We start from the raw sequence: 23,909 nt of genomic DNA, 5'->3' as shown, positions 1-23,909 counted from the left end.
TTCACCACCACTAGTTAAGTTCTTGTGATACATCCTTCTTTTTAAGTTTTGCATATAAAAGGGTACCAATGAATGGGACGATCAGCACAATCACCATTCCGATGGCAAATGCACCCCAATATTTCGGAATGATCGAGAAGATTCCTGGAATGCCTCCAACGCCGACTGAACTTGCCAGTACCCCTTGTGAGGCAATAAACATACCAGCTATCCCCGAACTGATCAGGGCAAAAATAAACGGGAATCTATAGCGCAAGTTCACCCCAAACATCGCCGGTTCAGTAATGCCCAAGTAAGCAGAAATACTTGATGTCAGCGAGAGCCCTTTTTGCTTTTCATCTTTTAAGATAAACATCATCGCAAGTGCCGCTGATCCTTGAGCAATATTAGACAGGGCGAGCATTGGCCATAGGAACGTGCCGTGCAGTTTTGAGTTAATCAGCTGAATATCGACTGCTAGGAACGTATGGTGCATGCCTGTAATGACTAACGCTGCATATAATCCGCCATATAAAAGGCCGCCAAGTGCTGCGAATTGCTGAAATACGGTGACGAGTCCAGATGTTAAAACGTTTCCGATCGCAAATGTAACGGGACCAATGACGATAAATGATAAAAATCCAATGAGTAGTAATGTAATTGGTGCAACAACTAACAGCTGAATACTTTCAGGTGTCCTTTTTGTTATAAATAATTCGAGCTTTGCGAGTAAATAGGAGGCAACGAGTATCGGAAGAACCTGTCCTTGGTAACCTACCTTTTGTACTTCAAGTCCAAACAAATTCCAGACAGGAATGTCACCTGTCTTTTCCGCCGCTCCATACCCCCACGCATTCAACAGATCTGGATGTACAAGCATCAGTCCGAGGACCATCCCTAAAAGCGGATTTCCTCCAAACCGCTTGACAGCCGACCAGCCGATTAATGCTGGCAAAAAGGTAAAGGCAGTACCTGCAATCAAGTTGATCATATTTGCTAAATCCGCCCATGCCGGATACACATCCACAATGGATTTTTGATCAAAGAAAATATCAGGAGCTGTTAAAATATTATTAATCCCCATCAATAAACCGGCTGTCACGATAGCTGGAAGGATTGGAATGAAGATATCTGCAAGCGTTTTCACCGCACGCTGAAGTGGGTTTAATTTCTGATCAGAGGCACGCTTGACGTCCTCTTTTGTCGCTTCGCCGATTCCCGTCTGTTTGACCATTTCGGCATAAACCCGATTCACCACTCCTTGACCAATGACCACTTGGTATTGGCCATTCGCTGAGAAAGATCCCTTCACTTCATCAATTTGTTCTAGTGCTTTCTCATCCACCTTACCTTCATCTTTTAGCACAAAACGAAGTCTTGTCACACAATGTGTGGCTTGATCAATGTTTTCTTTGCCGCCAATGGCTTTCACAATCTGATCTGCCGCTGCCTGATAATCAGCCATGCTATCCCCTCCGAGATCGTTTTTTTATAAGAAAAAAGAATCAAAACTTGTATATACATGTTTACTTCATATTTTATATTTGTATATACATGTAGTCAACAAGAAAATGTAGCGCTTTCATAAAAAAAGCTCCCTCAATGTGCTCAGAGAGGCAGCGTGTCATCATCTTTTTTTATGCTCCGTTAGTTTTTCGTAGACCCTATTCTTATAAAAGGAGGAGGCTGGACGAGCAAATGTTTGGCGCTTGGATGTGAGTTCATCGAGGCGTTTTTGTTTTTCCTCACATACGATAGAGAGTTTTTTTCTTTCTTCTCCATCTATACTCGTTTTCAGTAACTCTTTGACCGTCATTAGTTCTTTTTTCAAAGCTGTTTCTTCCCCGGCAAAGCCAGCATTTTTCATGATTCGATAGCCCATCCTCAGTTCTTCAGGTACATGAGCAGCATCATCCTTTGGCAGAGGTTTCCCAAAACCTGCTAGTCCTTCAAAAGCTCCATGGTCCATCGCCTTTTTGATCCGTTCTTCTGACAATCTCTGCGCAAAATCCATGACACGTCTCCTTTCAGATCGTCTGATATTTTGGTTAAGCATAGCAAAAAAGCTGACTCTCTCACAAGAGCCAGCTTTCTCGTTATTTTTTGTCGATTTTAAAAGTAGATACCATTTGTGCCAAGTCCTCTGACATGTCAGAGAGCTGTTCAATGGCACTTGAAATTTGCTGCATGCCAGCACTTTGTTGTTCTGTTGCTGCCGCTACTTCTTGAGAGCTTGCCGCATGTTCTTCTGACACGACCGAAATTTGTTCAATCGATGTAGAAATTGTTTGATAAGCGCGTTCTACCTGCTTAATAGATTGAAGCAAATTGTTCGTTCTGCTTGCAAATTGAGACACTCCATCATAAATACCTGCGAAGTTCTGCGAGGTGCCTTTCATTTGCTCACGGCCTTCTTCCACTGCTTTACTGCTTTCCTCCACGCTTTCAAGGACACGCTGACTATTTTCCTGTGTGCCAATGACTAAGTCTGAGACCGTTTTAGCTGCATCAGCTGACTGTTCAGCTAACTTACGGACTTCATCAGCCACAACAGCAAATCCTTTTCCTTCTTCTCCTACACGTGCTGCTTCAATAGAAGCATTCAGTGCAAGCAGATTCGTTTGCGCTGAAATGTCCGTAATAATGGAGATGACACTTTCAATTTCTGTTGAATGTGATTGCAATTCTTCTGCCGCCTGCTTTGAGCTTGTCATCATGTCGTGTAACATGTTGAGATGTTCAAGCACATGCTGCACCAATTTTTGACCAGATTCTGACTGCTCTTGTACTTCTGATGAAACAGATTTCATTTCATCCACTTCTTTTGTCACGCCTTCGATTTGAGTATCGATTTCCGCAACAGATGTTGTGCAGTCTGTAATGTTTGCGACTGAATCATTGATTCCTTCACTCATATTCGTCATCGCTTCTGACACTTGTTGTGCACTTTGACTAGATTCTGTTGTCACTGTGCGAAGCTGTGAAGACATTTTCGACACTTCACTTGATGAGTTTGAGATCTTTCCAATAAGCTCTTTGATCCGTCCCTGCATTTTCTGGAAGGAAGCTGCTAATTGACCGATCTCATCTTTACTTTGAACTTCTACCATGCCAGTTAAATCACCATCTGCAATTCGATCTGCTGATTCCATTAATGAACGTGCTGGTTTTGCAATTCTTCTTCCCATGAAGAATGAAAAGAGTAATCCACCGATGAGCACAATCGCAGATGCTACTGTGATATAAATTGTCAGCTTTTTCGTTGTTGCTGGAACAACAGACGCATCTAAGTCAATTCCTAAAATCCCCGTGAGTTCACCGCCTGAATCTTTAATTGGTAAAAAGACGGATTTATGAGTCCCATACGAATCAACGTAAATGTCACTTTTGACCATTTTATCTTCAGAAAGAGCTTGTTTCATTTCATCTGAAAAGACATAATCTTGATCAAAATCATTGTCTTCCCCTGTTAGTACGATGATTCTTTCTTTGCCGCCCTTATTTGATAACACGTATAAGTTCTCAAGCGTATGATCTTCTTTCAGTTCTGTGAATTTCTTTTTGATCTCCACATAAATAGGATCATCCTTCCCGCTAATGCTAAGGACATTTCCATCCATATTATCGATTTCTTTTTTCGCTGTATCAATATCTGTTGTTAATCGATAATCAAATTGCTTTAATAATTGGGAAGATAAATCCTGGCTGACTAAATAAAATGTTAGAACGAATAATGCAACGGTTGCGAGTAATGTTACGACAACGACTGACATGATTTTGGAGGATATCGTAAGTCCTCCAAACTTCCTTTGTTTCGCCATTTTTTTCTACATCTCCACTCTCAATTTTAATTTAAGCCTCTACACTTTCAAATTGTCCACAAACAGATGCAATGACATCTTTTAAATAAGATACGATATGAGGGATATGCTCCGGTAACGTATAAGGTGAAATCACAAAAAATTTACTCACACTTAGATAGAATTCTTGACCTTCTTTGGCATTGACTTGTAAAAACTTCGTTGTATCGCCAAAGAACATTTCGTCTCTTTTCTCTCCAAGCTTTTCAAAGAGGATTTTGTTCAAATCATTGTTGCGCTCAATTTCCATAGCAGTTGCTTCTCCAGACACTTCTTCCTTAAAACGAGGAGAGCCGTCTAGGTAAATTCTAAACAATGTAGCCATTCCGACATTGTCATCATTGACGACTTCTGCTTGTGGAATTTCCTGACGAAGTGCTTCTCTAAATGCAAGGTTCACCTCTAAAAATTGACCGAGCAAGCGCTGGTATCCTTCAATTCCAAACGTTAACAGCACACTTAGCATGCTGATGGAGCTTCCCATTCTTGAGCATTCCAGTGTATAACCGGTATGGTATTCCCCGTATCCTCTATGTCCAACGTATGGTGTTTCTTGTTCTTCTAGGTCCAAGCGCTTTAAGTCAGCAGCGTTTTTCACCAAGAATAAACTAGATGTGTACGGCGTTTGGCCGAGCTTTTGAAAGTCAAAGCACATCGTGTCAGCAAGAGAAAGATGCTGGAATTTCGCTTTGATTTCTTTTAGCATACGAAGAACACCGTCTGAGAATTGCAGCGGGTTTTCAGATACATCATACTCATTAAAGAAAGCAAAGAATCCACCAAGCGCCGAATCTGCATGAATATGCGGCACCTTGAGACCATACTCCTCAGCAATGGCTTCTGCCGTTTCACGTACCCCTTTTACATCATCAATTGCAATGGCATCTGTTGTTCCGGTTGTTGCCACAATATAAACGGGAATTCCGCCATTTTGGGCAACACGTTCCATTTGACAACGCAAATCTTCCATATCCATCGAATGATCTTTATTCGTCTTAATTCTGATTAAGTTGTCTGTGCCAAGCCCTGTTGCTTCCATTGACTTAAATAAGCTGTAATGTGCTGCATCAGAACAAAACGCATAAAGATTTTGCGGGACACCTTTTCGTAATGACTCCGGTGCAACTTTCGAAATTGCTAAACGAAGCCCCGAGAAAATAGCCCCTTGACCTCCCCATGTTGTGTAGCCCCCGCTCACATTTGGATCATATCCGATGAGCTTAGACATCATTGAGACCACTCTGACCTCAGCTTCTGCGCCTGCTGGTCCATACACATCCCATAGGTTGTTTCCGTTAACCAGCATAGCCGTCAGCATGCCTAGAATTCCTGGTGTACTTGCCATTGGCAAAATGTTCGTGAAGAAATACTTCGTGTGGTATGGATGATTATGTAAAAGCTTCAGTAATTCTTCATTCACAAGTTCCGCTTGTTGTCCGTTCATCGGAATTTGACTTGTTTCAGTGAGCTTTTTGTAAAAGTCCTCCTCACGATTCTTTTCACCTTTTAGGTGAGCACGGTTCGGATCCTTCAGGTCATCGACCCCTGAAATGATCTGTTCCATTAATTTAATGAGTTCTTTCCGCTCTTCTGCATTTCCGTCCTCACTCGGAAACCAGTTCTGAACGAGGTTCTGTGCTCGTACAGTCATATACTATCAATCCTTTCAATGGAAGATTTCCTGTCACTGTCTATATCGACCCCGTTTCAAAAGTTTATAGTGTCGAACTGTTCGCTTAAGTATATTTAGATAATTTGTTCGCTCATCAAAACGAATAAAACCCTTACACTGCACATCAAAACCTTTATGTTTATGAAGCAATAAAATATATCAATATATTTTCATGGAGGAATTATTATCCAGTGATTTCATCCATTCATTCCCTCATTTTTTTTACTTAACCTGCATAAACATTAATAAACACTGGAAATTCACCTAAAAGCACCATTGTAGAAATCAAATTAATTCTTTAGACTTGTGTCTTTTTACCTGTTTTATTGATATAGCAACAGGAAAATACCAGAATTTTCTGTCAATAATAGGATGAATTTCATAAAAAGTTTTTCGGAAATCGAATGTTTTCGATGTCTTCCCAACTCTAGCTCGGACAGGCTGCCTTAGGTGCTGACCGGTTATGACTTTTCTATTTGTGCATTTCATGGTATATTCTAATGGTTCGTTTTCTTTCGTTCCGCCTCTTCCGTTTAACGGAGAAAAGGAGTGTTTAAATGAAAACATTTATTCAAAAAAGAGGCCTCGGCTTCTTTGTGATTGCAGCCATCTTGTTATGGCTCAAGACGTATACAGCTTATTTAATCGAATTTAAACTTGGTATATCAAATGTGCTTCAGCATATTTTGCTTTTTGTGAATCCTATTAGCTCCAGCTTGTTCTTTCTTGGCTTTGCTTTATTGTTCAAGAAAAAATGGCAGCCTGCCGCTATCATTGTGATTCACTTTTTCATGTCTTTTTTACTTTACGCAAACATCGTGTACTATCGATTCTTCAATGACTTTATCACGCTGCCTACAGTGATGCAGGCAGGAACGAATGGCGGACAATTAGGTGATAGTGCATTTTCACTCATGCGTTGGACTGATATGTTTTACTTTCTCGATACCATCATCTTGATCGTACTCGCAGTCCGCATGAAAAGACAGCAGCAAACAAGTACAGCGACTGTACCTGTTCAAAAAACAAAATCGTTTAGACTCGTTCTTGTGTCCTCTGTTCTGATTTTTGTTGTCAACTTAATCGCAGCAGAAATTGATCGCCCAGAGCTTTTATCAAGATCGTTCGACCGCAATTATTTAGTCAAATACTTGGGTGCTTATAATTTTACGGTGTTTGATGCCATTCAAAATGTGAAATCAAACAGCCAGCGTGCCCTGGCAAATTCAAGTGACGTAACAGATGTAGAGAATTATCTAAAGGCGAACAGCGCTGATCCTAACCCAGCTTATTACGGGAAAGCGAAAGGCATGAACGTCATTACGATTTCTCTTGAATCACTGCAAAACTTTGTCATTGATTACAAGGTGAATGGAAAAGAGGTCACTCCTTTCCTAAATTCATTAGCCCATGACAACAAAACGTTTTATTTTGATAACTTCTTCCATCAAACAGGACAAGGAAAGACATCTGATGCGGAATTTATGATGGATACGGGGCTTTTCCCATTATCACAAGGCTCTGTATTTATTAACAAAGCTCAAAACACATATCAGGCGCTTCCTGGCATTTTGAAAAAGGACCAATACACGTCCGCAGAATTCCACGGGAATACGAAAACGTTCTGGAACCGAAATGAAATGTTTAAGTCCTTTGGATATGACAGATTTTACGATTCTGAGTACTACGATATGAATGAACAAGATACGAAGAACTATGGATTGAAAGACAAACCGTTCTTCAAAGAATCCATGCCAATGCTTGAAAATCTGAAACAGCCGTTTTATTCAAAATTCATTACGCTGTCAAACCACTTCCCATTTGGTATGGATGAAGGTGATACTGATTTTGAACCTGGCGACTTCGGAGACTCCGTCGTTGATAACTACTTCCAATCTGCTCATTATTTAGATGAAGCCATTGAACAGTTCTTTAATGACTTGAAGACATCTGGTCTCTATGACAATACCGTCGTCATTATGTACGGTGACCACTACGGCATTTCAGAAAACCATAATGAAGCGATGGAAAAAGTGACTGGCGAAAAAATTGGAGATTATGAAAATGCCCAGCTTATGCGTGTGCCGCTCTTTATCCATGTGCCAGGCGTAAAAGGCGGACAGATTCATAAATACTCTGGTGAAGTGGATGTTGCGCCTACCCTTCTCCACCTGCTCGGAGATGATACGAAGAACTATTTAATGTCTGGTTCTGATATCTTATCGAAGAACTTTAAAGAGCTTGTGCCATTTAGAAATGGAGACTTCGTGTCTAAGGACTACACGAAAGTAGGCAACAACTATTACAGCAACAAAACAGGTGAAAAAATCGAGCCGACTGAAAAGGCATCACAAGAAAACGAAACGGTGAAAAAGATGCTAGAGACATCTGATAAGATTGTCACGGAAGATTTACTCCGTTTCTACAAACCTAAAGGCTTTACACCAATTGAGCGAAATGATTATGACTACACAAAGAAAGTACAGGATGAAAAAGATTCTTCTTCCGCCAAAGATGAATCCAGCTCGTCTTCCAAATAACTTTCTCATTTAAGGCCCCAGCCGATCCAAGATCAGCTGGGGCTTTTTACGTTTGATCCACATGGCACCGGGTATAGTTGAAGAAGGAGGGATTGATTATTCATGAAAAAAACAGCAGCTTTTGTCGTGACCGCTTCACTCGCTTCTTCTACCTTATTCGGTTTTAGCCCGGCGATTTCAGCGCACGCCCTGACCCAAACGCAGGCAGAACAGTCCATTCCTCAAGGTCCGAAAGCAGCGCTAAACAGCATTTATCAGCTAGCACATCAAGGACAAATGCCATACTATGCAGAAGGACTCAAAATAGAGGTTCAAACAAAAAAAGACGTTCGGCATAAACTAGGACAGCCTTATCCAGAAACGGGTCAAAACGGCTTTGATTTGTATCATGCTGAGATGGGGAACCCAGGATTTGCTTTTCACTATGACAAAAAAGGCAAGATTAACGAAATCCGTTATTTTGGAACAAATGTAGAAAAAGAAACGAATATCGGAGGAATGACTCCTTCCCTATTAAAGAAACAGCTTGGACCAGCAGATTCAGTCAGCACCATCCCGCAAACAAAAGAGAAGAAATACGTTTATCAGACCGGTGATCATGAGCTCGAATTTATCGTCGGACATGATCCAGATATCAGTCAGCACGAGCTGACTGTGGTGCATATTAACCTCATCAAAGCCGGTTCCTAAATAAAAAGCATCCTGAATTTTTGCTCAGGATGCTTTTCTTTATTATGATGCCACTTCTAAATGCGGCTTTCTTTTCAGTTTTCGCTTAAGGACTGGACCTGCTACATAATCAAGACCAAATTTTCCGGCATTTCCTTTCGCTGCTATGATAAAGACGGCGATCAGAAGAAGAAGCGGGTTAACAGAGACGGTTCCAGCTAGTAAGAAAGAGACATTCATCACGCTTCCAAAAAAGGCTGCTGTTGTTGTGAACAATCCAACAATTAGTCCTAGACCAACTAAGATTTCTCCCCACATGACCATGACACTGAAGAGTCCGGCATTTGGCAACGCGACATTTTCTAAAAACCAGACATAGAACGGATAAACAAGATGTCCATCTTTCACAACAGGTTCAGCTATGGCAAATTGCAAATATCCTGATGCATCGAATCCACCTGTTAGTTTTCCAATACCAGATGTCAGCCAAGTCCATCCGATATAAAGTCTTGCTGCCAAAAGGATAACCGCTGCCCATACATTCGTTTGTAAGAATTTTGTAAACATGATGATGCCTCCTTTTAAATTATGTGAAATATTTCACATTTTCTTTATGATCTTATTATACTATGTAAATATCATTTGTGATCCCTTTCACATATATATTCACAAATTGTTCATGAATATCTAGTCGAGGTAAACTTTTCCCTTGCTATTTCCGTCTAAGTTATTTCAGACAGTAAAAAGGGGTTACATTTTGTATGAAAACATTATTTCATTTTGCTTATTTACAGGCTATTTCATGCCTATTCCCCGTCATGATCTTTACAGCGCTTGCCCTATCAAAGATCGTGTCTATTCCTTTTCTTCCTCGATATGATGTTATTCTTCTGCTTTGCCTTATCGCACAGCTCCTCATGCTGATGCTGCGGCTTGAGACACTGACAGAGTTGAAGGTTATTTGTCTCTTTCATGTGATTGGAATAGGCTTAGAAATCTACAAAGTACATATGGGTTCTTGGTCCTATCCTGAAGAGGCTTATTCGAAAATTTTTGGGGTTCCGCTCTATAGCGGTTTTATGTATGCGAGCGTGGCAAGCTATATTTATCAGGCACTGACTCGGCTTCGCGTGAAGGTGAATGCGTGGCCTCACCCGTATCTTTCGATTGGGATCAGTTTATGTATTTACCTCAATTTCTTTACTCATCACTGGATTTATGATCTACGCTGGTGGCTGACATTACTCCTAGTGGTTGTGTTTCGAAAAACAACCGTGTCCTTTCAGGTCGGTTCATCGACCTTTCGTATGCCGCTTGTTATCTCGTTTTTGCTGATTGGCTTTTTTATTTGGGTGGCCGAAAATGTCACGACCTTTTTAGGAGCATGGCAATATCCAAATCAGCAGCATGCTTGGTCTCTCGTCCATCTTGGTAAAATCAGTTCATGGTTTTTACTTGTTGTCATCAGCATTGTACTGGTGATCGAACAGCGAAAACAAAAAAACGTTCAGCCCATTTGATCTGGCTGAACGCTTTTTTTAGTCCCGAGCGACTTCCTTGCGAAGATCATCGGCGACAAATTCGACATTTGTTCCAATGATGATTTGTACGGAAGTTTTTCCTGACGTCAGTACCCCTTTTGCACCTGCTTTTTTCAATGTACCTTCATTTAATAAATTGGTATCATCTACTGTTAAACGAAGACGGGTCGCACAATGGTCAATTGTGGTGATATTGTCTTTGCCGCCTAGTCCCTCTACGAGCATACTTGCTCCAGCAGTATGTGTATCATCACCTGAAATATCTTCGATGTCATCATCTTCCCTGCCCGGTGTTTTTAGCTTTAACAATTTAATCAGGAAATAGAAAACAACAAAGTAAATCACGCCATAGATGACCCCAACCACAAGTAACAGAATGGGCTTTTGCGCAATTCCAAAACTTAAAACGTAATCAATCGCACCCGCTGAAAAAGCGAAACCGCTATGAATGCCTAAGGTGTTGACAATAAAGAGCGAAAGACCAGTTAATATCGCATGAACACCATATAAAAGTGGAGATAAAAACATAAATGAGAATTCAATTGGTTCTGTGATTCCTGTAATAAATGACGTCAGTGCCATTCCAATCATAAGACCGGCTGTTGCTTTTCGTTTTTCAGGCTTTGCGGTCACAACCATCGCGAGACATGCCGCCGGCAGCCCGAACATCATCACTGGGAAGAAACCAGTCATAAAGACACCTGCACTTGGATCACCTTTGAAGAACCGTGCTAAATCACCTGTCGCTCCGCTGAATTCACCGAATTGAAACCAAAATAGATTATTCAACACATGGTGAAGTCCTAATGGAATGAGCAAGCGGTTAAAGAAGCCAAACAGCCCGGCACCCGTTGCTCCAAGACTTAAAATCCACTCTCCCAAATCATTGATCACACTTTGAATTGGAGGCCATACATATCCAAAAACGGCTGCTAATAGAATGGTAAAAAGTGCTGTCATAATTGGCACAAGCCGTCTTCCACTAAAGAAACCTAAGTATTCCGGCAGTTTCGTGTCCTTAAATTTATTGTAAACGTAACCTGCCAAAAGTCCGCACAAAATACCACCCAATACCCCCATATTGTTGGTCGAATTGATCGACGTGGTACCAGCTGACAAAATAAAATAAGAGATCGCTCCAGATAACGCCGCTGCCCCGTTACCGTCCTTTGAAATACCGATCGCTACACCCATAGCAAAAATTAAAGCCAAATTCGCAAAAATTGCATTTCCCGCCGCATGAATAAACGGGATATTAAATACATCCTCCCGCCCAATAGCCAAAATGATACCTGCTGCAGGAAGCACAGCGATTGGAAGCATAAATGATTTTCCTAACTTTTGAAAAAACTGAAACACCATCTTATTTCTCCCCCCTTCGTCATCATCATGAACAAATCTCTCATGATGTTCATAAAAAATATATCATATGCACATCTAGTTATCTATACCAATTTGTCCACATCTCACCCGAATCTCAGCCTTTACTCTTTTGGCGTAAAATGTGGTAAGCTATTGAATAGAATGAAGTTATAGAAAGCGGGAATGAACAGTGATTGTCAAACATGATCATGAGTTAGAAGCCTTAAAAAAAGTCGGCCGAATTGTCGCTTTGGCAAGAGAAGAAATGAAAAGCCAAGCGAAACCAGGCATGTCTACAAAAGAATTAGATTTGATTGGGAAAAAAATATTAGAAGAGCATGGAGCCAATTCAGCTCCTGAAAAAGAATATGATTTCCCCGGTACGACTTGCATCAGTGTCAATGATGAAGTCGCACATGGCATTCCAAGTGAAAAAACCATTTTACAAGAGGGCGACCTCATTAATATTGATATCTCAGCAGAGCTTGATGGATATTATTCCGATACTGGGATTTCATTCGTTTTAGGTACAGGAGATGCTCGTCTTGAAGCATTATGCCAGTGTGCAGAGGATGCATTCCTTGAAGGATTAAAGCACGCGAAAGCCGGTAAAAGACAAAATCAAATTGGCCGTGCGGTCTACAATACAGCGAAAGAACAAGGATTTACCGTCATTAAGAACTTGACAGGACACGGTATTGGGAAAAGCCTGCATGAAGCACCTAACCATATTTTGAACTATTATGATCCATTCGATAATGCTTTGTTTAAGAATGGGACAGTCATCGCCTTTGAACCTTTTATTTCAACAAATGCTGAATCGATTTATCAAGCGGATGACGGCTGGACATTTAAAACACCTGATAAGAGCCTGGTCGCACAGATTGAACATACGATTGTGATCACAAAAGACGAACCGATTATTTTAACAAAGCTGTAAGCAAGCAGGTCCCTTCCTTCACTGGAGGGGATTTTTTCATGCCCGTTTCACGAATCTGTCACGACTAAACAAAAATGCCTGTGGTAAAATAGGCAAAGATATGCGAAAGGGGTCTTATTTGATATGTGGTTCATCATCATCGGTGTTATCTTCTTTATTGAAAGTATTATTTTAACGGTTGTAGGTATTAAGAAAAAACAATCCATGATGACCTACCTCGGTATTGTCATCATGATTATGACAGTCGGCATGATCATCGTTACCCTCAACCCGCCAAATTCATAAATGATTATTTCCAGCATATACATAGATCATAGGCAGATAGAATCAGTTTTCATTTCTAAACACCTGCACACTTTTCACGTCCTTTTTTGAGATGTTACAATGCAGGCAGTTTCCATTGAAAGGAGTTTTCTATCATGCATTATGGTAGCAAAGGCTGGTATGTCGAAGAATTAAAGAAGCTTGGTGTGACCAAGCATGAAGGAAGAAAGCTTCAAAGCTTTAAAACTTATTTCCTTGCAAATCTTCTTGAGCAAAAGAAAACGAGCTCTTAAATGTTGAAAAGCCGTACATCCATATCAGATGTACGGCTTTTTTATATGGGCTGAACACGTTTTTCTAAAGACTTCCTGACCACATCTGCTAAGGCATCTACTTCAAGAACTGCTTTCAGCCTGTTTTGATCTACTTGACGGTATTTAACTTCATTGACTTCGTGGACAGTGATGGGATGGGGCGCTTTTTCGACTAACACAAGAGCTTCATCAGGAGAGACCATTCCTTCTTTCAGCACACGCAAATAAAAACCGGTATATCCCGTTTGCTGCACTTCCTTCACAAGCTTCATGTTTCCATGCTTAAGAGAGAGCTTCACACATGGCTGTCTTGGCTGGCTGACCTCAACAATCGCTTCCCCAAACTGAAATACATCACCAATACGGACTTCTGTCTCTACAAGCTGATGCACGGTCACGTTCTCACCGAAGGCTGCCTCCTGTAACGGCACCCCTAAAAATTGCTCAAAATAAGTATAGTGATCATATGGAAAGACGCAAACAGCTTTATCATCACCTCCGTGATGAACCAAATCACCTTGGCCGTCTCCATCAAAATTGAGCTTACTCAAATAAACAGGCTCGTGAATACGCTTTTTGTTGATGGCTGTTTTGATTTCTTTACCATTCACATAGGTGGTGATAGGTTGTCCTACTTGAATTCCTTCGATGTCGTACCTTGTCTGCCCCACTCTCGCCATCTCCTTTGATTGTCTGATTACTTTTATTTTACATGGTTTGACAGTCAAATCATAGTCGGTACGTGAAGGAACGAGGCAGGTTATGGTACGATGAGAAAAAAGGAGAGATGACATTGGTTCATTATCACGCTATTGTAAAAGGACGAGTGCAAGGAGTCGGTTTTCGATATTTTGTTCAAGGAGAAGCCGTCAATCGAGGGATAAAAGGCTGGGTACGCAACACAGATGAGGGTCACGTGGAGTTAAAAGTAGAAGGAGAGCAGCAGGAGGTTTTTGACTTTTTAGAGACCGTCCGTAAAGGTAGTCCATTTTCAAAAGTCACACATTTGGACATGGAGCCGCTCACCAAGTTCGCCCATTATCAAGACTTTCGGATTAGAGGATAGTTGATATGTGTCCTTTATTTCACAACAGTAAATGGGTTTGCAACATAATAACCAATCAAGGTTGTACGTGAAGCATCTTTGTAGAGACTCACATGAACATCATAGTTGGCTGATCCACTGTTAGGAAGTAATAAACGAGTAGGTGCTGCGAAAGCGTTTTGTCCAGATATAGACCCTTCGTGTGTAAAGACTGGTGTCACTGGGAAAGTAAGTTTTCGAATAGCAGCTGTATAATAAAGTGTTTCATTTGTTGTTGCGGTCATGTTGACGTTGACCTGAGGATGAATCGAAGTATAAGTTGAACGATCGGTTGTCACCTTTAAATCGATGACATTCTGAACTATTGTTCCAGTAGTTGCTTTAGCTCTCTCATCACCTAGCGGTAGAAATCCGTTGAAACTGAATACAGCCAAAAATATGAGCAACGTCATTTTTTTCATCTATATTCCCCCTTTTTGATTTCACCGCCATTAAACCATCATTTACCAAATCAAACAACATTCAAAAGACTCATTTCATACAAAAAAACCCAGCTTTTCGCTAGGCTCTTTCCGTCCCGTGGTAGGGTTTTTCCTGATAAAAATAATTCGGTTTCACGATCGTATTGTCATAGTGACGATGGAAGATATGCGTAGCAGCTGGTGATACTGGCGGAATCAGCCATGTCCAATCACCAGTCAGCTTACGGTCAGCCTTTTCTTCCTGTTTTTCAAATTGTTTGAACTGATGGGCAGCTGTATGATGATCCACAATGGTCACCCCTGCTTCCCGGTAAGAATGAAGAACCGCCACATTCAACTCGACAATGGCTTTGTCCTTCCAAAGTGACGCATTCTTTGTCGTGTCCAGTCCTAAAATAGAAGCAACTTTTTTCAGCATATTGTAGCGGTTTTCGTCAGCTAGATTTCGTGCGCCAATTTCTGTTCCCATATACCATCCATTAAACGGTGCCGCATTGTAATGAATGCCGCCAATTTCTAATTTCATATCAGCAATAATCGGAACAGCATACCATTTCAGTCCTAAATCACCGAACCCATCATATTCAGGATGAGTGATCTCTACCTCTTGAACGATCTCTCTCGGAAGATCATACAGAACCGGCGGCTGATCTTTTAGCTGAAACATAAGTGGCAGAAGGTCAAAATGCGTGCCTTCGCCTTTCCAGCCATGCGCTTCACACAACTTGGTTAATTCAAGTGATGCCTCGTCCCCAATGATGCCATATTCCGACTCATATCCCGCATAACGAACGAGCTGATGATTATAAATAACGACTTCCTTCCGTCCCTTATTCTCTGGTGGGAAGATGGTAATGGACGGTTTGATTTTACCCCCATTTGTCGCATACTCAATATGATGAAAGAGTGCCTCTTTCACCTCATCTTCTGTTGTCACGTGCCGGCAGTCATGCACATGCAGTGTTGACCAAAACAAGCGCCCAATGCACCGGTTGCTGTTGCGCCATGCCATTTTTGCCCCGTGAGCTAATTCTTCCTGCGTATGAGTATACATCCCGTCAGACTCAATTTCTTTTTTTATTTCATGCAGACGTGCTGCTTTTTCTTCATTTGACTTGCCTAATTCTTCATAGCATACAGAAATAAAAGCTTCTGCTTCATTCCACAACGCTTCTTGGTTACTCAAACATACTCGCCTCACTTTAATACGAATATATCCATTGTAGCGGTTTCTATTGATAAATTCACTTGTTTCAAACCATTTTTTATCATATCGTGCGACGATTGTCCTTAGACAATGGATGAATCAATGACTTCAAGGGTCTTTTGGAGCCAGCGAACATACCCTTTTTCCCTTTCAATTGCTCTTGTCAGTACTAAATAATGCCCGAATTGTGTTGAATGCAGTGATTGGGCAGATGGATCTTCTTCTGTTAAAACGTTCAGTTTCTGTTCAAGCATCTCTACTTTCTTTGTTCGCTCCTGCAGCTGATGTGAGAAGAGACCGGCCGCTTCTTTTTGATCCATAGATGAGATAAAGAACGTTTTTAACATAAATTCATCTTTTGTTGTGTCTGGAATCGGGCCTTTTTTCCTTAACCACTGATGCAGTTCTCTTTTTCCTGCATCAGTGATTTGATAAACCTTCTTCTCTAGCTTCTTTCCTTGTATGTGAATATCAAATTCAATAAAACCCTCTTCTGTTAGCCGCTTTAATTCAGGGTATATTTGACTATGCTTCGCACTCCAAAACTGTCCAAGGGAATCTTCAAAGTGTTTCTTCATATCGTATCCCGTTAGCTCACGCTGATCTAGTAAGCCAAGAATGGCATATTTCAGTACTCTCATGACATGCCTCCAACGCATATTCTTTGACAATAGTATACCATACACCTAAAATAAACATGTAAATCGTGACATGTTTGAAACAACATCATTTTAATTGAAAGAAGGAATAAACATGGATCAATTCGTTGGACTTCATATGATTTATACGTATGAAAATGGCTGGGAATATGAGATTTACATTAAAAATGATCACACCATTGATTACCGCATTCATAGCGGAATGGTTGGAGGCCGCTGGGTTCGTGATCAAGAAGTGAATATTGTGAAACTGACAAAAGGGGTATACAAAGTTTCCTGGACGGAACCGACTGGGACAGACGTGTCTTTAAACTTTATGCCTGAGGAAAAACGCATGCATGGCGTCATTTTCTTCCCAAAATGGGTGCATGAACGTCCAGATATCACCGTTTGCTATCAAAATGACTATATCGACCTCATGAAAGAATCCCGTGAAAAATATGAAACCTATCCGAAGTATGTCGTACCAGAATTCGCAGACATTACGTACATCCACCATGCTGGGGTAAACGATGAAACGATTATCGCAGAAGCACCGTATGAAGGCTTGACCGATGAGATCAGAGCTGGACGAAAATAGAAAAAGCGGCACGCACTGTGCCGCTTCTAGGTTGGTTGACAAAGGGCTAAAATGAACTTGATTTTAGTCCTTTTTATTTATACCTAACGTCTTTTGAGATAACAAGAATCGGTAAACTGGTAGCTCATCGCCTACTTTCGATGCAATAAAACCTGATGACATATAGCTGTCTTTTGATTCTGGTTCAAGGGCAAGTGACAACAAATTGGTCTCTGGCTGTGCAGTCACATATACCTTTGTTCCTTTTGGTAGCTGTCGTTTCTTTTCAACGAGTCTCGTTTCAAGCTGAATCTCTGTTTTGCTTGTTTCCACTCGTTTTGTCACCTCATAGGCTTGAACTGGCACTTTCATGCCAACTGGCAAAGTCACACTTTTCAGTCCTAAAGTTCTAAGTTTTCGATCTACCCCTTCATGTCCAGGGAGAATGAGATAAGCTGTTGGCCGTTCTCTTGTCAATACAGGTACCGCATCACTTGCACTATGAAAACGTACCGGGACATTGGTGGTTTGTCCTTTCTCAATATCCACCATTTCAAGTGAATCGTTCACAGGCGCCTTGAAAGCATCTTGAATGACCACTTGATCATCATCGTTTGATTGAAGACCTTTTTTCACAAGTTTCAGCCGCTCCGTCACCATTTGCTGCTTCACCTGCTTAGCATGCTTCACTGTTGTCTCAATGATTTTTTCATGAGTGGTGACTTGTGCTGCCACGCGCCGGGTAAAGTCCTCTCTGCCAATTCCAATCCCCCTACTTTCTACAAGAAAGGATAAAGCTGGTGAAAGCGCCAAGGCATTTCGGCCAATTCGTGCATCAGTTCCGCCTTCATAAAGGTCGATCTTTCCGTCCTTCCCTCTTGTGTTTGTATAATATAAATCGTTGGAAAATCCCTTATTCGTCAATGCTTCACGCACTCCGTTGACGTACAATTCATTTGACGTGAAACGAATGCTTTCAGGAATGTTCAAATTCTTACCGGATAATATTAGCAAATCGTGATACTTGAGAGCACCTGATGCACCGATATCTTCAAACTGCTTTTGACCGACATCATATTCATGGGCATCAATGACGACCTCTGGCGCATAGCGATTAAATTCTTGATGAAGGGCTGTCAGCTCTGGAGATTCTAGTGTCATGTGGTCACGGTTGCCATCCATTCCGTTTGCAAGCCTGCGGTCAAATGCATAAGAACCATCTGGGTTGATTCTTGGGACAATGATGACGTTGACATGGCTCAGGATACGCTCTCCTTCATCACCTGCTAGTCGTTTAGCGATGACAAGGGCAGATTCACCTGAGGCTGGTTCATTTCCATGTATTTGTGCTTGAAGCCAGATCGTTGGCTTTTTTGACAGTGGAGAGATGTGACGATCCTTTGTAAAATAGAGGGCTGGAATGGACCTGCCTTCAATGGATGTTCCAATCTGTTTCTGCGTGGCGTAAGGACTTTTACTGACAATGTCACGTAAAAAATCTTGAAGCTCTTCTTGTGTGGTAAATGCTTTTCCTTTTTTCTGAAAAGCAGGGGTATCAAACGTTTCGTCAGGCTCAGGATACAGTTTTTGAACCGAGGCTGGCTGCTCATAGCTTTTTCCATAATAAGGGGTCTCTGCATTCGCTGAAGCTGGGGTCACCATCGACAAACTTCCTGCCATGAGGCATACAGCAGCAAAAAGAATGGTACTTTTCTGTTTGGACATGCTATCCTCTCCCTTCGTTGATTTGCATTATAAAGAAAAAAACAGCAAAAGTGTCAGCATTTTTCAAAAATATATCTTTTGGAGGAATCATGCATGGCTTTATATAGGGCAAATGAATGGAGCTTGCCCTGCAATAGGACCTAAAAAAGAGCGCCTGCATGAGCAGCAGACACTCTTCTCATTACCAGATCGAAATGGCTCCAATGAGAACCGCCATCACTGTCATGGCGACGACTGCAAGAACCGCCCATTTCATGCCAAATTTCTGATGCTGATCTAGTGATACCCCAACGAGTCCAACAAGTAAATGAGTCGATGGAACAAGTGGGCTTAACATGTGAATCGGCTGACCAATGATAGATGCTCTCGCAATCTCAATTTTATCGACACCGTATGCTGCCGCTGTTTCTGATAGGATCGGCAGTACCCCATAAAAGTATGCATCATTCGGCATAAAGAAAGTGAAGATCCCGCTTGTTAGCGCGACAATGACTGGAATAAACCCGCCAAGCTGCTCTGGAATAGCTGAAACAATCGAAATCGCCATTTCATCAACCATTTTCGTCCCAGTTAAGATGCCTGTAAAAACACCTGCCGCAAAAATCATCGAAGCAATCGCCAAAACATTTGTTGAATGAGCCGCAATCCGCTCACGCTGCTGCTCTAAATTCGGATAGTTCACGATAATGGCAACACAGAAGGCAAGAACAAACAGAACCGTTAAGCTTACTTTTCCTGACACTAGCAAAAGAACCAATAGCAAAGTCAGTGTCAGGTTAAACCACCAAAGTTTCGGTCGCTTAATATCATCTTGCAGTGCCGCTGCCATTTCATTGGCATGAATCGGCTGTTCGAGCTCAATAACACCAAGACGTTTTCTTTCAGACTTCCCAAGAAAGTATGCCACCACAATCATGCTCAAAACCCCTGCGCCAATGACTGGAATCATCGGGCCAAATAAAAGTGATGGATCAACGCCAAGTGCACTTGCCGCTCTAGGTGTTGCCCCTCCCCATGGAATCGTATTCATAATCCCCATGCCGACTCCGGCGATACCCGCTAAAATAATCGGACGAATGCCAAGCAATGTAAATAACGGAAGCATGGCTGTTGTTGTAATCATGTACGTTGTGGTTCCATCACCGTCAAGTGCGACAAGCATCGTCAGGACAGCTGTTCCGACAACAATTTTTAATGGATCGCCTTTGACGATGTTTAAAATTTTTGCCACCATCGGATCAAATAAACCTGCATCAATCATAATCCCGAAGTACAAAATGGCAAACATGATCATGACCGCCGTTGGTGCAACTTGCTGTACACCTTTGACAATCATGTCTGAAATTTCTGTAAAATGAAAACCTGCAATAAGAGCAAATGCAATCGGTGTTAATACCAATGCCGTTAGAACAGACATACGTTTCGTCATAATTAAAACCATAAATACAACCATCATAAGAAATCCTAAGATCGCTAACATTTTGTTCACCCCTTATGTTGTATACGCTTTCATTAAATGTTGGTATCCCATTTCCAACCCTTTCTGTCATGATATCTGACGCCTGAATTGAAGTAAATATTATGAATTTTAATTCTTTTTTGGTCGATAAATGCTTTTTGTTCATTTTGTGCAATTGTTGTTCTTTGTTGGTTCCATGAAAAAAAGCGGTCTCATTTGACCGCTTTTTCTCCTTGTATAAATTGCTCATATCGCCTTAATTGCTCTTCCATAAAGACCTTTGCTTCTTTACTGTTCATATAACGGCCTGTCCAGCCTTTTTGTTTTAACTGCTTTTTCCACGACTTCGTTTGCGTCATTTTTTGAAGAAGCTGATCCCATGCTCGAATGTCGTGCTGATTCATTTGCTTTGGTCCCATCACACCACGCCAATGAGAGAAGATGAGCGGAATCCCCTGTTCTTTCCAAGTGGGCACGTCTTTGAATCCTTCTAAACGCTGATTCGTTGTGGTCGCAACAAGCTTCAGCCTTTTCTTTTCATAATCATGACGAACCTCTGTAATGGTCGTGGTTGCCGCATCTACCTCATGGTCAATGAGTGCTTGAAATAAATCATCTGCACTGTCAAATTTTAAAAACTGAATGCGGTACGGATCAATTCCTGCCATTTCGGCAGCCCGTGCGAATGAGATTTGATCATCATTTCCAAAGTCCGGGGCAAACCCAATTTTTAAGGAATCTGGTTTCTTTTTTAATTCGTGTAATAGCTCCTTTCCATCTGAGAAAGGAGAATCAACTGGCACTGCGACTACCTGCCACTCTTCCGCAAGAATAGCAAGCGGGGTGACATCATTCATGGTCACGTTACTGCTGCCCAGCAAATTACGGCTTAATAATAAGCTTGAATTTAAACTGATATAATTGGCATCTCGCTCCATCATATAGGTCCATCCTTTATCAACCGTTCCGCCTCTTTGATAAAGAATATGCACAGGCTCTTCCACTAGCTTTTCTTGTTCTAGCACGGTTTTCATCACTTGAGCTGTTTGGTCAAATCCGCCATCAGGTACACCTGATACCACAATATATAATGGGCTGTGGTCCAGGAAAGAATCTTTTGCTGTTTTTTCATTAAAGGTGAGCGTTGTACAAAGGCAGACCAAAATGAGTAAGAGTATTCCTTTTTTCATTTTTATGACTCCGTTTGTTTTTTGGCGGGATAATATTTCCGTTCTGGTCTACCAATGATTCCATACGCCAGCTCTGCCCGGCATTCTCCCGTTGTCACAAGATACTCTACGTATCGTCTTGCTGTTGTGCGTGATGCGCCCATTTTTTCTCCGAGTTCTTCCGCTGTAATTCCGTTCATCTCTGCTGCCATGAATGTTTTCACTTTGTCCAAAGTCAATGAATTAATGCCTGTTGGCAAGTCTCGCTCATCCTTTTGCTGCGATTCTTCCTGTATTTGACCAAAAAACAGATCAATCATCGTTTGATTGACTTCCTCTTTTGAATTGATTAACTCTCTCTTCTCTTTATATTCGGTTAAAACCTGCGTGAATTTTTGGGCGGTCACTGGTTTGATTAAATAATGAACGACTCCATAATGCAATGCGTCTCTTAACAGCATCGTTTCCGTTGCAGCCGTGATAATGATCACATCCACTTCAGGATGGCGCTCTCTTAACAGCGGCAAAAGGTTCGTGCCGAGCTCATCAGGCATGTAGACATCAAGTAAAATGAGATCCACTTGTTCTTTTTGAAGTGCCTCCCATAGATCCTTTGCACTCTTTGCCTTGCCGGCCACTTGAAAGCCTTGTACCTTTTGTATATAAGATTCATGAATCGCAGCGATTCGAAAATCATCTTCCGCAATGAGTACCTTTATCACAACCTATTCCCCCTTTGTGCCTTTCGGTATATAAACAGTGAAGATGGCACCGCCTTCTTTTTGGTTCGCAACTTCAATCCAGCCCCCAAGTTCATCTAGCACTTCTTTGACATTGGCAAGTCCATAACCTCGCCCTTCTCCCTTTGATGAATGTCCTCTTGTGAAAAGTTGTGAAATGGCTCCTTCATCTACACCGTCCCCTGAATCAGATACCTCTATGATAATATCAAATCCAATATCTGTGATGAACAAGCTGACTTCTCTTTTCTCTTTATTCAATACAGCCTCAAACGCATTGTCTACGAGATTGCCAATGATGGTGATAAAGTGAGATAAACTTAAATGGGCTGGGAGCGGCTCCAATGAACTATTTTCATCAATGTGAAAATGAACCTTTTTCTCAGATGCCTTTCCTAACTTCCCAAGTAAAATGGCTTGTATCTTCGGAGAGCGAATTTGCTTCATGAGTAAATCATGCTGGCGATTTTGAAGTGTATACTCTTCTTTAATTAACTCAATGGCTTCATCCACTTGTTTCAACTCAAGCAAGCCTAAAATAGCGTACAGCTTATTCGAAAATTCGTGTGTTTGTGCTCTAAGGTCTTCTGAATATTGACTGACCTCTGTCAATGTATCCAGCAGCTTTGTCAGCTCGGTTTTCTCCCTGAAGCTCACAATTCCTCCAAATACCCGATTGTCCTGCACCACTTTTTTGACATTTAGCACGAAGGTTTTATCATTGACGACTGATTCTATGTTAGGTTCAATCATCTCTACCTTTAGATAGGAAAGAAGATTGGCATTTGGCAACACTTGATCAATATGAAGAGGCAGCGTTGAAGAGACGCGCAGCATCTGTTCAGCTGACGTATTCATCATCGTAATGGCACCTTTACGGTCAAATGCAATGATTCCCTCTTTAATCGCATGCAGCATCGCTTCTCTTTCTCGATATAATGAAGCAATTTCATGCGGTTCAAGCCCTAATATATCTTTTCGAATACTCCTTGTTAAAAAAATCGCTCCAAAAACCCCAGGCAGCAAAACAAGAAGGGCAATATAACTTAATTTGAAGAGTTGATGAGCTGTCGCTTGATCGATATCTCTTTTTAAAAATTCGACACTGACTGTCCCAATAATCTCTTCATAACTGCCAGTTTCTTTCATGATCGGAGCACTTCCTCTGACAACGGTTTCACCATCAGAATCACCCGTTGATATGGAGGTTCCTCCAAATAGCAGTGTACTTCTTCCTTCCGACACACTGATGGTTTTCCCTACATCCTCATGATTCGTATGAAAAAGAACCTTTCCTTTTTGATTGGTGATGAAAATGGCATGTGCTCTTACTTGCTCCTTCATTTGCTCAAGCACAGCCTGTTCTTCATTTTGCGAATCTCCCGTGGCCACCGATGTTTTAATGGGCGGCATATAAGATATCGTTCTAGCAGTTTGCACCGCCAGCTGTTCAGCTTGGCTCTGCCTTTCTGATGTCTGCAAAAAACCAAAACAAATGGTCAATAAGGCAATAACAACAAGTAAAAGACCAATAATTAACCCCAAAATTTTTGTTTGTAAAGTGACTTTCCTTTTGCCCATCCTCACTGCCACAACCCCTAATTCAGTAGATTCACCCGAATAGACTCTAAGAAAATCATATCATTTTTTCTCATGAAGTTAAGAGAAAATTCACACAGACAAAAAAAGGATGACTCAGTATTGAGTCATCCCTGTGTGCCTA

23 protein-coding genes are annotated in these 23,909 nt (G+C 41.4%); 8 read left to right on the top strand and 15 right to left on the bottom strand.

Annotated elements, in window-relative coordinates; translation table 11 throughout:
• Positions 1-10 precede the first annotated feature (10 nt).
• From treP to M2353_RS03790, 4 genes are all read right to left on the bottom strand, one after another.
• Entirely contained in the window at positions 11-1,444 is a 1,434-nt protein-coding gene (gene treP / locus M2353_RS03805; protein WP_284724977.1) for a PTS system trehalose-specific EIIBC component, read from the bottom strand.
• A 162-nt stretch (positions 1,445-1,606) separates the two neighbouring features.
• Complete coding sequence (locus M2353_RS03800; protein ID WP_041506607.1) at positions 1,607-1,993, bottom strand: DnaJ family domain-containing protein; 387 nt, start codon at positions 1,991-1,993, stop codon at positions 1,607-1,609.
• Positions 1,994-2,075: 82 nt separating this feature from the next.
• On the bottom strand, positions 2,076-3,800 hold the full coding sequence (locus tag M2353_RS03795; RefSeq protein WP_024720238.1) for a methyl-accepting chemotaxis protein: 1,725 nt from the start codon (positions 3,798-3,800) through the stop codon (positions 2,076-2,078).
• Positions 3,801-3,831: 31 nt separating this feature from the next.
• Positions 3,832-5,490: a pyridoxal phosphate-dependent decarboxylase family protein gene (locus M2353_RS03790; RefSeq protein WP_008341763.1), complete on the bottom strand. Its 1,659-nt coding sequence runs from the start codon at positions 5,488-5,490 to the stop codon at positions 3,832-3,834.
• Positions 5,491-6,068: 578 nt separating this feature from the next.
• On the opposite strand from M2353_RS03790, the gene ltaS reads away from it, so the two are divergent.
• Positions 6,069-8,051, top strand: coding sequence for a lipoteichoic acid synthase (ltaS, locus tag M2353_RS03785; RefSeq protein ID WP_008341764.1), 1,983 nt, complete (start codon positions 6,069-6,071; stop codon positions 8,049-8,051).
• A gap of 102 nt (positions 8,052-8,153) precedes the next feature.
• Entirely contained in the window at positions 8,154-8,741 is a 588-nt protein-coding gene (locus M2353_RS03780; protein ID WP_284724976.1) for a YjgB family protein, read from the top strand.
• A 42-nt stretch (positions 8,742-8,783) separates the two neighbouring features.
• On the opposite strand, the gene M2353_RS03775 is transcribed toward M2353_RS03780, so the two are convergent.
• Positions 8,784-9,287, bottom strand: coding sequence for a DoxX family protein (locus M2353_RS03775; protein ID WP_017366814.1), 504 nt, complete (start codon positions 9,285-9,287; stop codon positions 8,784-8,786).
• Between the two features lie 194 nt (positions 9,288-9,481).
• Between M2353_RS03775 and M2353_RS03770 the strand changes: the two genes are divergently transcribed.
• Positions 9,482-10,240: a DUF817 domain-containing protein gene (locus M2353_RS03770; RefSeq protein WP_039168058.1), complete on the top strand. Its 759-nt coding sequence runs from the start codon at positions 9,482-9,484 to the stop codon at positions 10,238-10,240.
• Positions 10,241-10,258: 18 nt separating this feature from the next.
• Here the strand turns inward: M2353_RS03770 and nagE are convergent, their stop codons facing one another.
• Entirely contained in the window at positions 10,259-11,623 is a 1,365-nt protein-coding gene (gene nagE, locus M2353_RS03765; protein WP_284724975.1) for an N-acetylglucosamine-specific PTS transporter subunit IIBC, read from the bottom strand.
• 190 nt (positions 11,624-11,813) lie between these two features.
• Here nagE and map point away from each other — a divergent pair, with 190 nt between their 5' ends.
• The 3 genes from map to M2353_RS03750 all read left to right on the top strand — a co-directional run bounded on the left by map (position 11,814) and on the right by M2353_RS03750 (position 13,120).
• Positions 11,814-12,563, top strand: a complete 750-nt coding sequence (gene map, locus M2353_RS03760; protein ID WP_008341769.1) for a type I methionyl aminopeptidase — start codon at positions 11,814-11,816, stop codon at positions 12,561-12,563.
• Positions 12,564-12,686: 123 nt separating this feature from the next.
• The gene (locus M2353_RS03755) at positions 12,687-12,848 is read left to right on the top strand and encodes a hypothetical protein (RefSeq protein WP_008341770.1); all 162 of its coding nucleotides are present in this window, start codon (positions 12,687-12,689) and stop codon (positions 12,846-12,848) included.
• A 134-nt stretch (positions 12,849-12,982) separates the two neighbouring features.
• Positions 12,983-13,120 carry a YflJ family protein gene (locus tag M2353_RS03750; RefSeq protein ID WP_008341771.1) on the top strand — a complete coding sequence of 46 codons (138 nt, stop codon included), beginning with the start codon at positions 12,983-12,985 and terminating at the stop codon, positions 13,118-13,120.
• A 41-nt stretch (positions 13,121-13,161) separates the two neighbouring features.
• Here the strand turns inward: M2353_RS03750 and M2353_RS03745 are convergent, their stop codons facing one another.
• Positions 13,162-13,812 (bottom strand): MOSC domain-containing protein, encoded by a 651-nt coding sequence (locus M2353_RS03745; protein WP_035703652.1) that lies wholly within the window; start codon positions 13,810-13,812, stop codon positions 13,162-13,164.
• A gap of 122 nt (positions 13,813-13,934) precedes the next feature.
• Here M2353_RS03745 and M2353_RS03740 point away from each other — a divergent pair, with 122 nt between their 5' ends.
• Positions 13,935-14,207 carry an acylphosphatase gene (locus tag M2353_RS03740; RefSeq protein ID WP_039962563.1) on the top strand — a complete coding sequence of 91 codons (273 nt, stop codon included), beginning with the start codon at positions 13,935-13,937 and terminating at the stop codon, positions 14,205-14,207.
• 14 nt (positions 14,208-14,221) lie between these two features.
• On the opposite strand, the gene M2353_RS03735 is transcribed toward M2353_RS03740, so the two are convergent.
• From M2353_RS03735 to M2353_RS03725, 3 genes are all read right to left on the bottom strand, one after another.
• Positions 14,222-14,647 carry a hypothetical protein gene (locus tag M2353_RS03735; RefSeq protein ID WP_284724974.1) on the bottom strand — a complete coding sequence of 142 codons (426 nt, stop codon included), beginning with the start codon at positions 14,645-14,647 and terminating at the stop codon, positions 14,222-14,224.
• A gap of 100 nt (positions 14,648-14,747) precedes the next feature.
• Entirely contained in the window at positions 14,748-15,854 is a 1,107-nt protein-coding gene (locus M2353_RS03730; protein ID WP_047946767.1) for a nitric oxide synthase oxygenase, read from the bottom strand.
• A 104-nt stretch (positions 15,855-15,958) separates the two neighbouring features.
• Entirely contained in the window at positions 15,959-16,516 is a 558-nt protein-coding gene (locus M2353_RS03725; RefSeq protein WP_284724973.1) for a PadR family transcriptional regulator, read from the bottom strand.
• A gap of 112 nt (positions 16,517-16,628) precedes the next feature.
• Here M2353_RS03725 and M2353_RS03720 point away from each other — a divergent pair, with 112 nt between their 5' ends.
• Entirely contained in the window at positions 16,629-17,114 is a 486-nt protein-coding gene (locus M2353_RS03720; RefSeq protein WP_025206914.1) for a phenolic acid decarboxylase, read from the top strand.
• A 63-nt stretch (positions 17,115-17,177) separates the two neighbouring features.
• Here the strand turns inward: M2353_RS03720 and M2353_RS03715 are convergent, their stop codons facing one another.
• The 5 genes from M2353_RS03715 to M2353_RS03695 all read right to left on the bottom strand — a co-directional run bounded on the left by M2353_RS03715 (position 17,178) and on the right by M2353_RS03695 (position 23,767).
• The gene (locus M2353_RS03715) at positions 17,178-18,818 is read right to left on the bottom strand and encodes a M14 family metallopeptidase (protein ID WP_216895728.1); all 1,641 of its coding nucleotides are present in this window, start codon (positions 18,816-18,818) and stop codon (positions 17,178-17,180) included.
• Between the two features lie 181 nt (positions 18,819-18,999).
• Positions 19,000-20,298, bottom strand: a complete 1,299-nt coding sequence (citM, locus tag M2353_RS03710; RefSeq protein WP_024719341.1) for an Mg(2+)/citrate complex secondary transporter CitM — start codon at positions 20,296-20,298, stop codon at positions 19,000-19,002.
• Positions 20,299-20,489: 191 nt separating this feature from the next.
• The gene (locus tag M2353_RS03705; RefSeq protein ID WP_284724972.1) at positions 20,490-21,467 is read right to left on the bottom strand and encodes a tripartite tricarboxylate transporter substrate-binding protein; all 978 of its coding nucleotides are present in this window, start codon (positions 21,465-21,467) and stop codon (positions 20,490-20,492) included.
• 2 nt (positions 21,468-21,469) lie between these two features.
• Positions 21,470-22,168: a response regulator gene (locus M2353_RS03700; RefSeq protein ID WP_025206910.1), complete on the bottom strand. Its 699-nt coding sequence runs from the start codon at positions 22,166-22,168 to the stop codon at positions 21,470-21,472.
• A 3-nt stretch (positions 22,169-22,171) separates the two neighbouring features.
• Positions 22,172-23,767: a sensor histidine kinase gene (locus tag M2353_RS03695; protein ID WP_212361153.1), complete on the bottom strand. Its 1,596-nt coding sequence runs from the start codon at positions 23,765-23,767 to the stop codon at positions 22,172-22,174.
• Positions 23,768-23,909 lie beyond the last annotated feature (142 nt).

Origin of the sequence: Bacillus aerius (assembly GCF_029894105.1) — a bacterium.
GTDB lineage: Bacteria > Bacillota > Bacilli > Bacillales > Bacillaceae > Bacillus > Bacillus altitudinis.
Note: the sequence above shows the minus strand (reverse complement) of the source record. Positions and strands in the feature narration are given on the sequence as shown.

Coding starts and splice junctions, on each gene's coding strand:
- M2353_RS03695 (WP_212361153.1), bottom strand. CDS start 23,767: ATGGGCAAAAGGAAAGTCACTTTACAAACAAAAATTTTGGGGTTAATT.
- M2353_RS03705 (WP_284724972.1), bottom strand. CDS start 21,467: ATGAAAAAAGGAATACTCTTACTCATTTTGGTCTGCCTTTGTACAACG.
- M2353_RS03725 (WP_284724973.1), bottom strand. CDS start 16,516: ATGAGAGTACTGAAATATGCCATTCTTGGCTTACTAGATCAGCGTGAG.
- M2353_RS03770 (WP_039168058.1), top strand. CDS start 9,482: ATGAAAACATTATTTCATTTTGCTTATTTACAGGCTATTTCATGCCTA.
- M2353_RS03735 (WP_284724974.1), bottom strand. CDS start 14,647: ATGAAAAAAATGACGTTGCTCATATTTTTGGCTGTATTCAGTTTCAAC.
- M2353_RS03800 (WP_041506607.1), bottom strand. CDS start 1,993: ATGGATTTTGCGCAGAGATTGTCAGAAGAACGGATCAAAAAGGCGATG.
- M2353_RS03750 (WP_008341771.1), top strand. CDS start 12,983: ATGCATTATGGTAGCAAAGGCTGGTATGTCGAAGAATTAAAGAAGCTT.
- nagE (WP_284724975.1), bottom strand. CDS start 11,623: ATGGTGTTTCAGTTTTTTCAAAAGTTAGGAAAATCATTTATGCTTCCA.
- treP (WP_284724977.1), bottom strand. CDS start 1,444: ATGGCTGATTATCAGGCAGCGGCAGATCAGATTGTGAAAGCCATTGGC.
- M2353_RS03720 (WP_025206914.1), top strand. CDS start 16,629: ATGGATCAATTCGTTGGACTTCATATGATTTATACGTATGAAAATGGC.
- M2353_RS03780 (WP_284724976.1), top strand. CDS start 8,154: ATGAAAAAAACAGCAGCTTTTGTCGTGACCGCTTCACTCGCTTCTTCT.
- M2353_RS03775 (WP_017366814.1), bottom strand. CDS start 9,287: ATGTTTACAAAATTCTTACAAACGAATGTATGGGCAGCGGTTATCCTT.
- ltaS (WP_008341764.1), top strand. CDS start 6,069: ATGAAAACATTTATTCAAAAAAGAGGCCTCGGCTTCTTTGTGATTGCA.
- citM (WP_024719341.1), bottom strand. CDS start 20,298: ATGTTAGCGATCTTAGGATTTCTTATGATGGTTGTATTTATGGTTTTA.
- M2353_RS03790 (WP_008341763.1), bottom strand. CDS start 5,490: ATGACTGTACGAGCACAGAACCTCGTTCAGAACTGGTTTCCGAGTGAG.
- M2353_RS03755 (WP_008341770.1), top strand. CDS start 12,687: ATGTGGTTCATCATCATCGGTGTTATCTTCTTTATTGAAAGTATTATT.
- M2353_RS03715 (WP_216895728.1), bottom strand. CDS start 18,818: ATGTCCAAACAGAAAAGTACCATTCTTTTTGCTGCTGTATGCCTCATG.
- M2353_RS03795 (WP_024720238.1), bottom strand. CDS start 3,800: ATGGCGAAACAAAGGAAGTTTGGAGGACTTACGATATCCTCCAAAATC.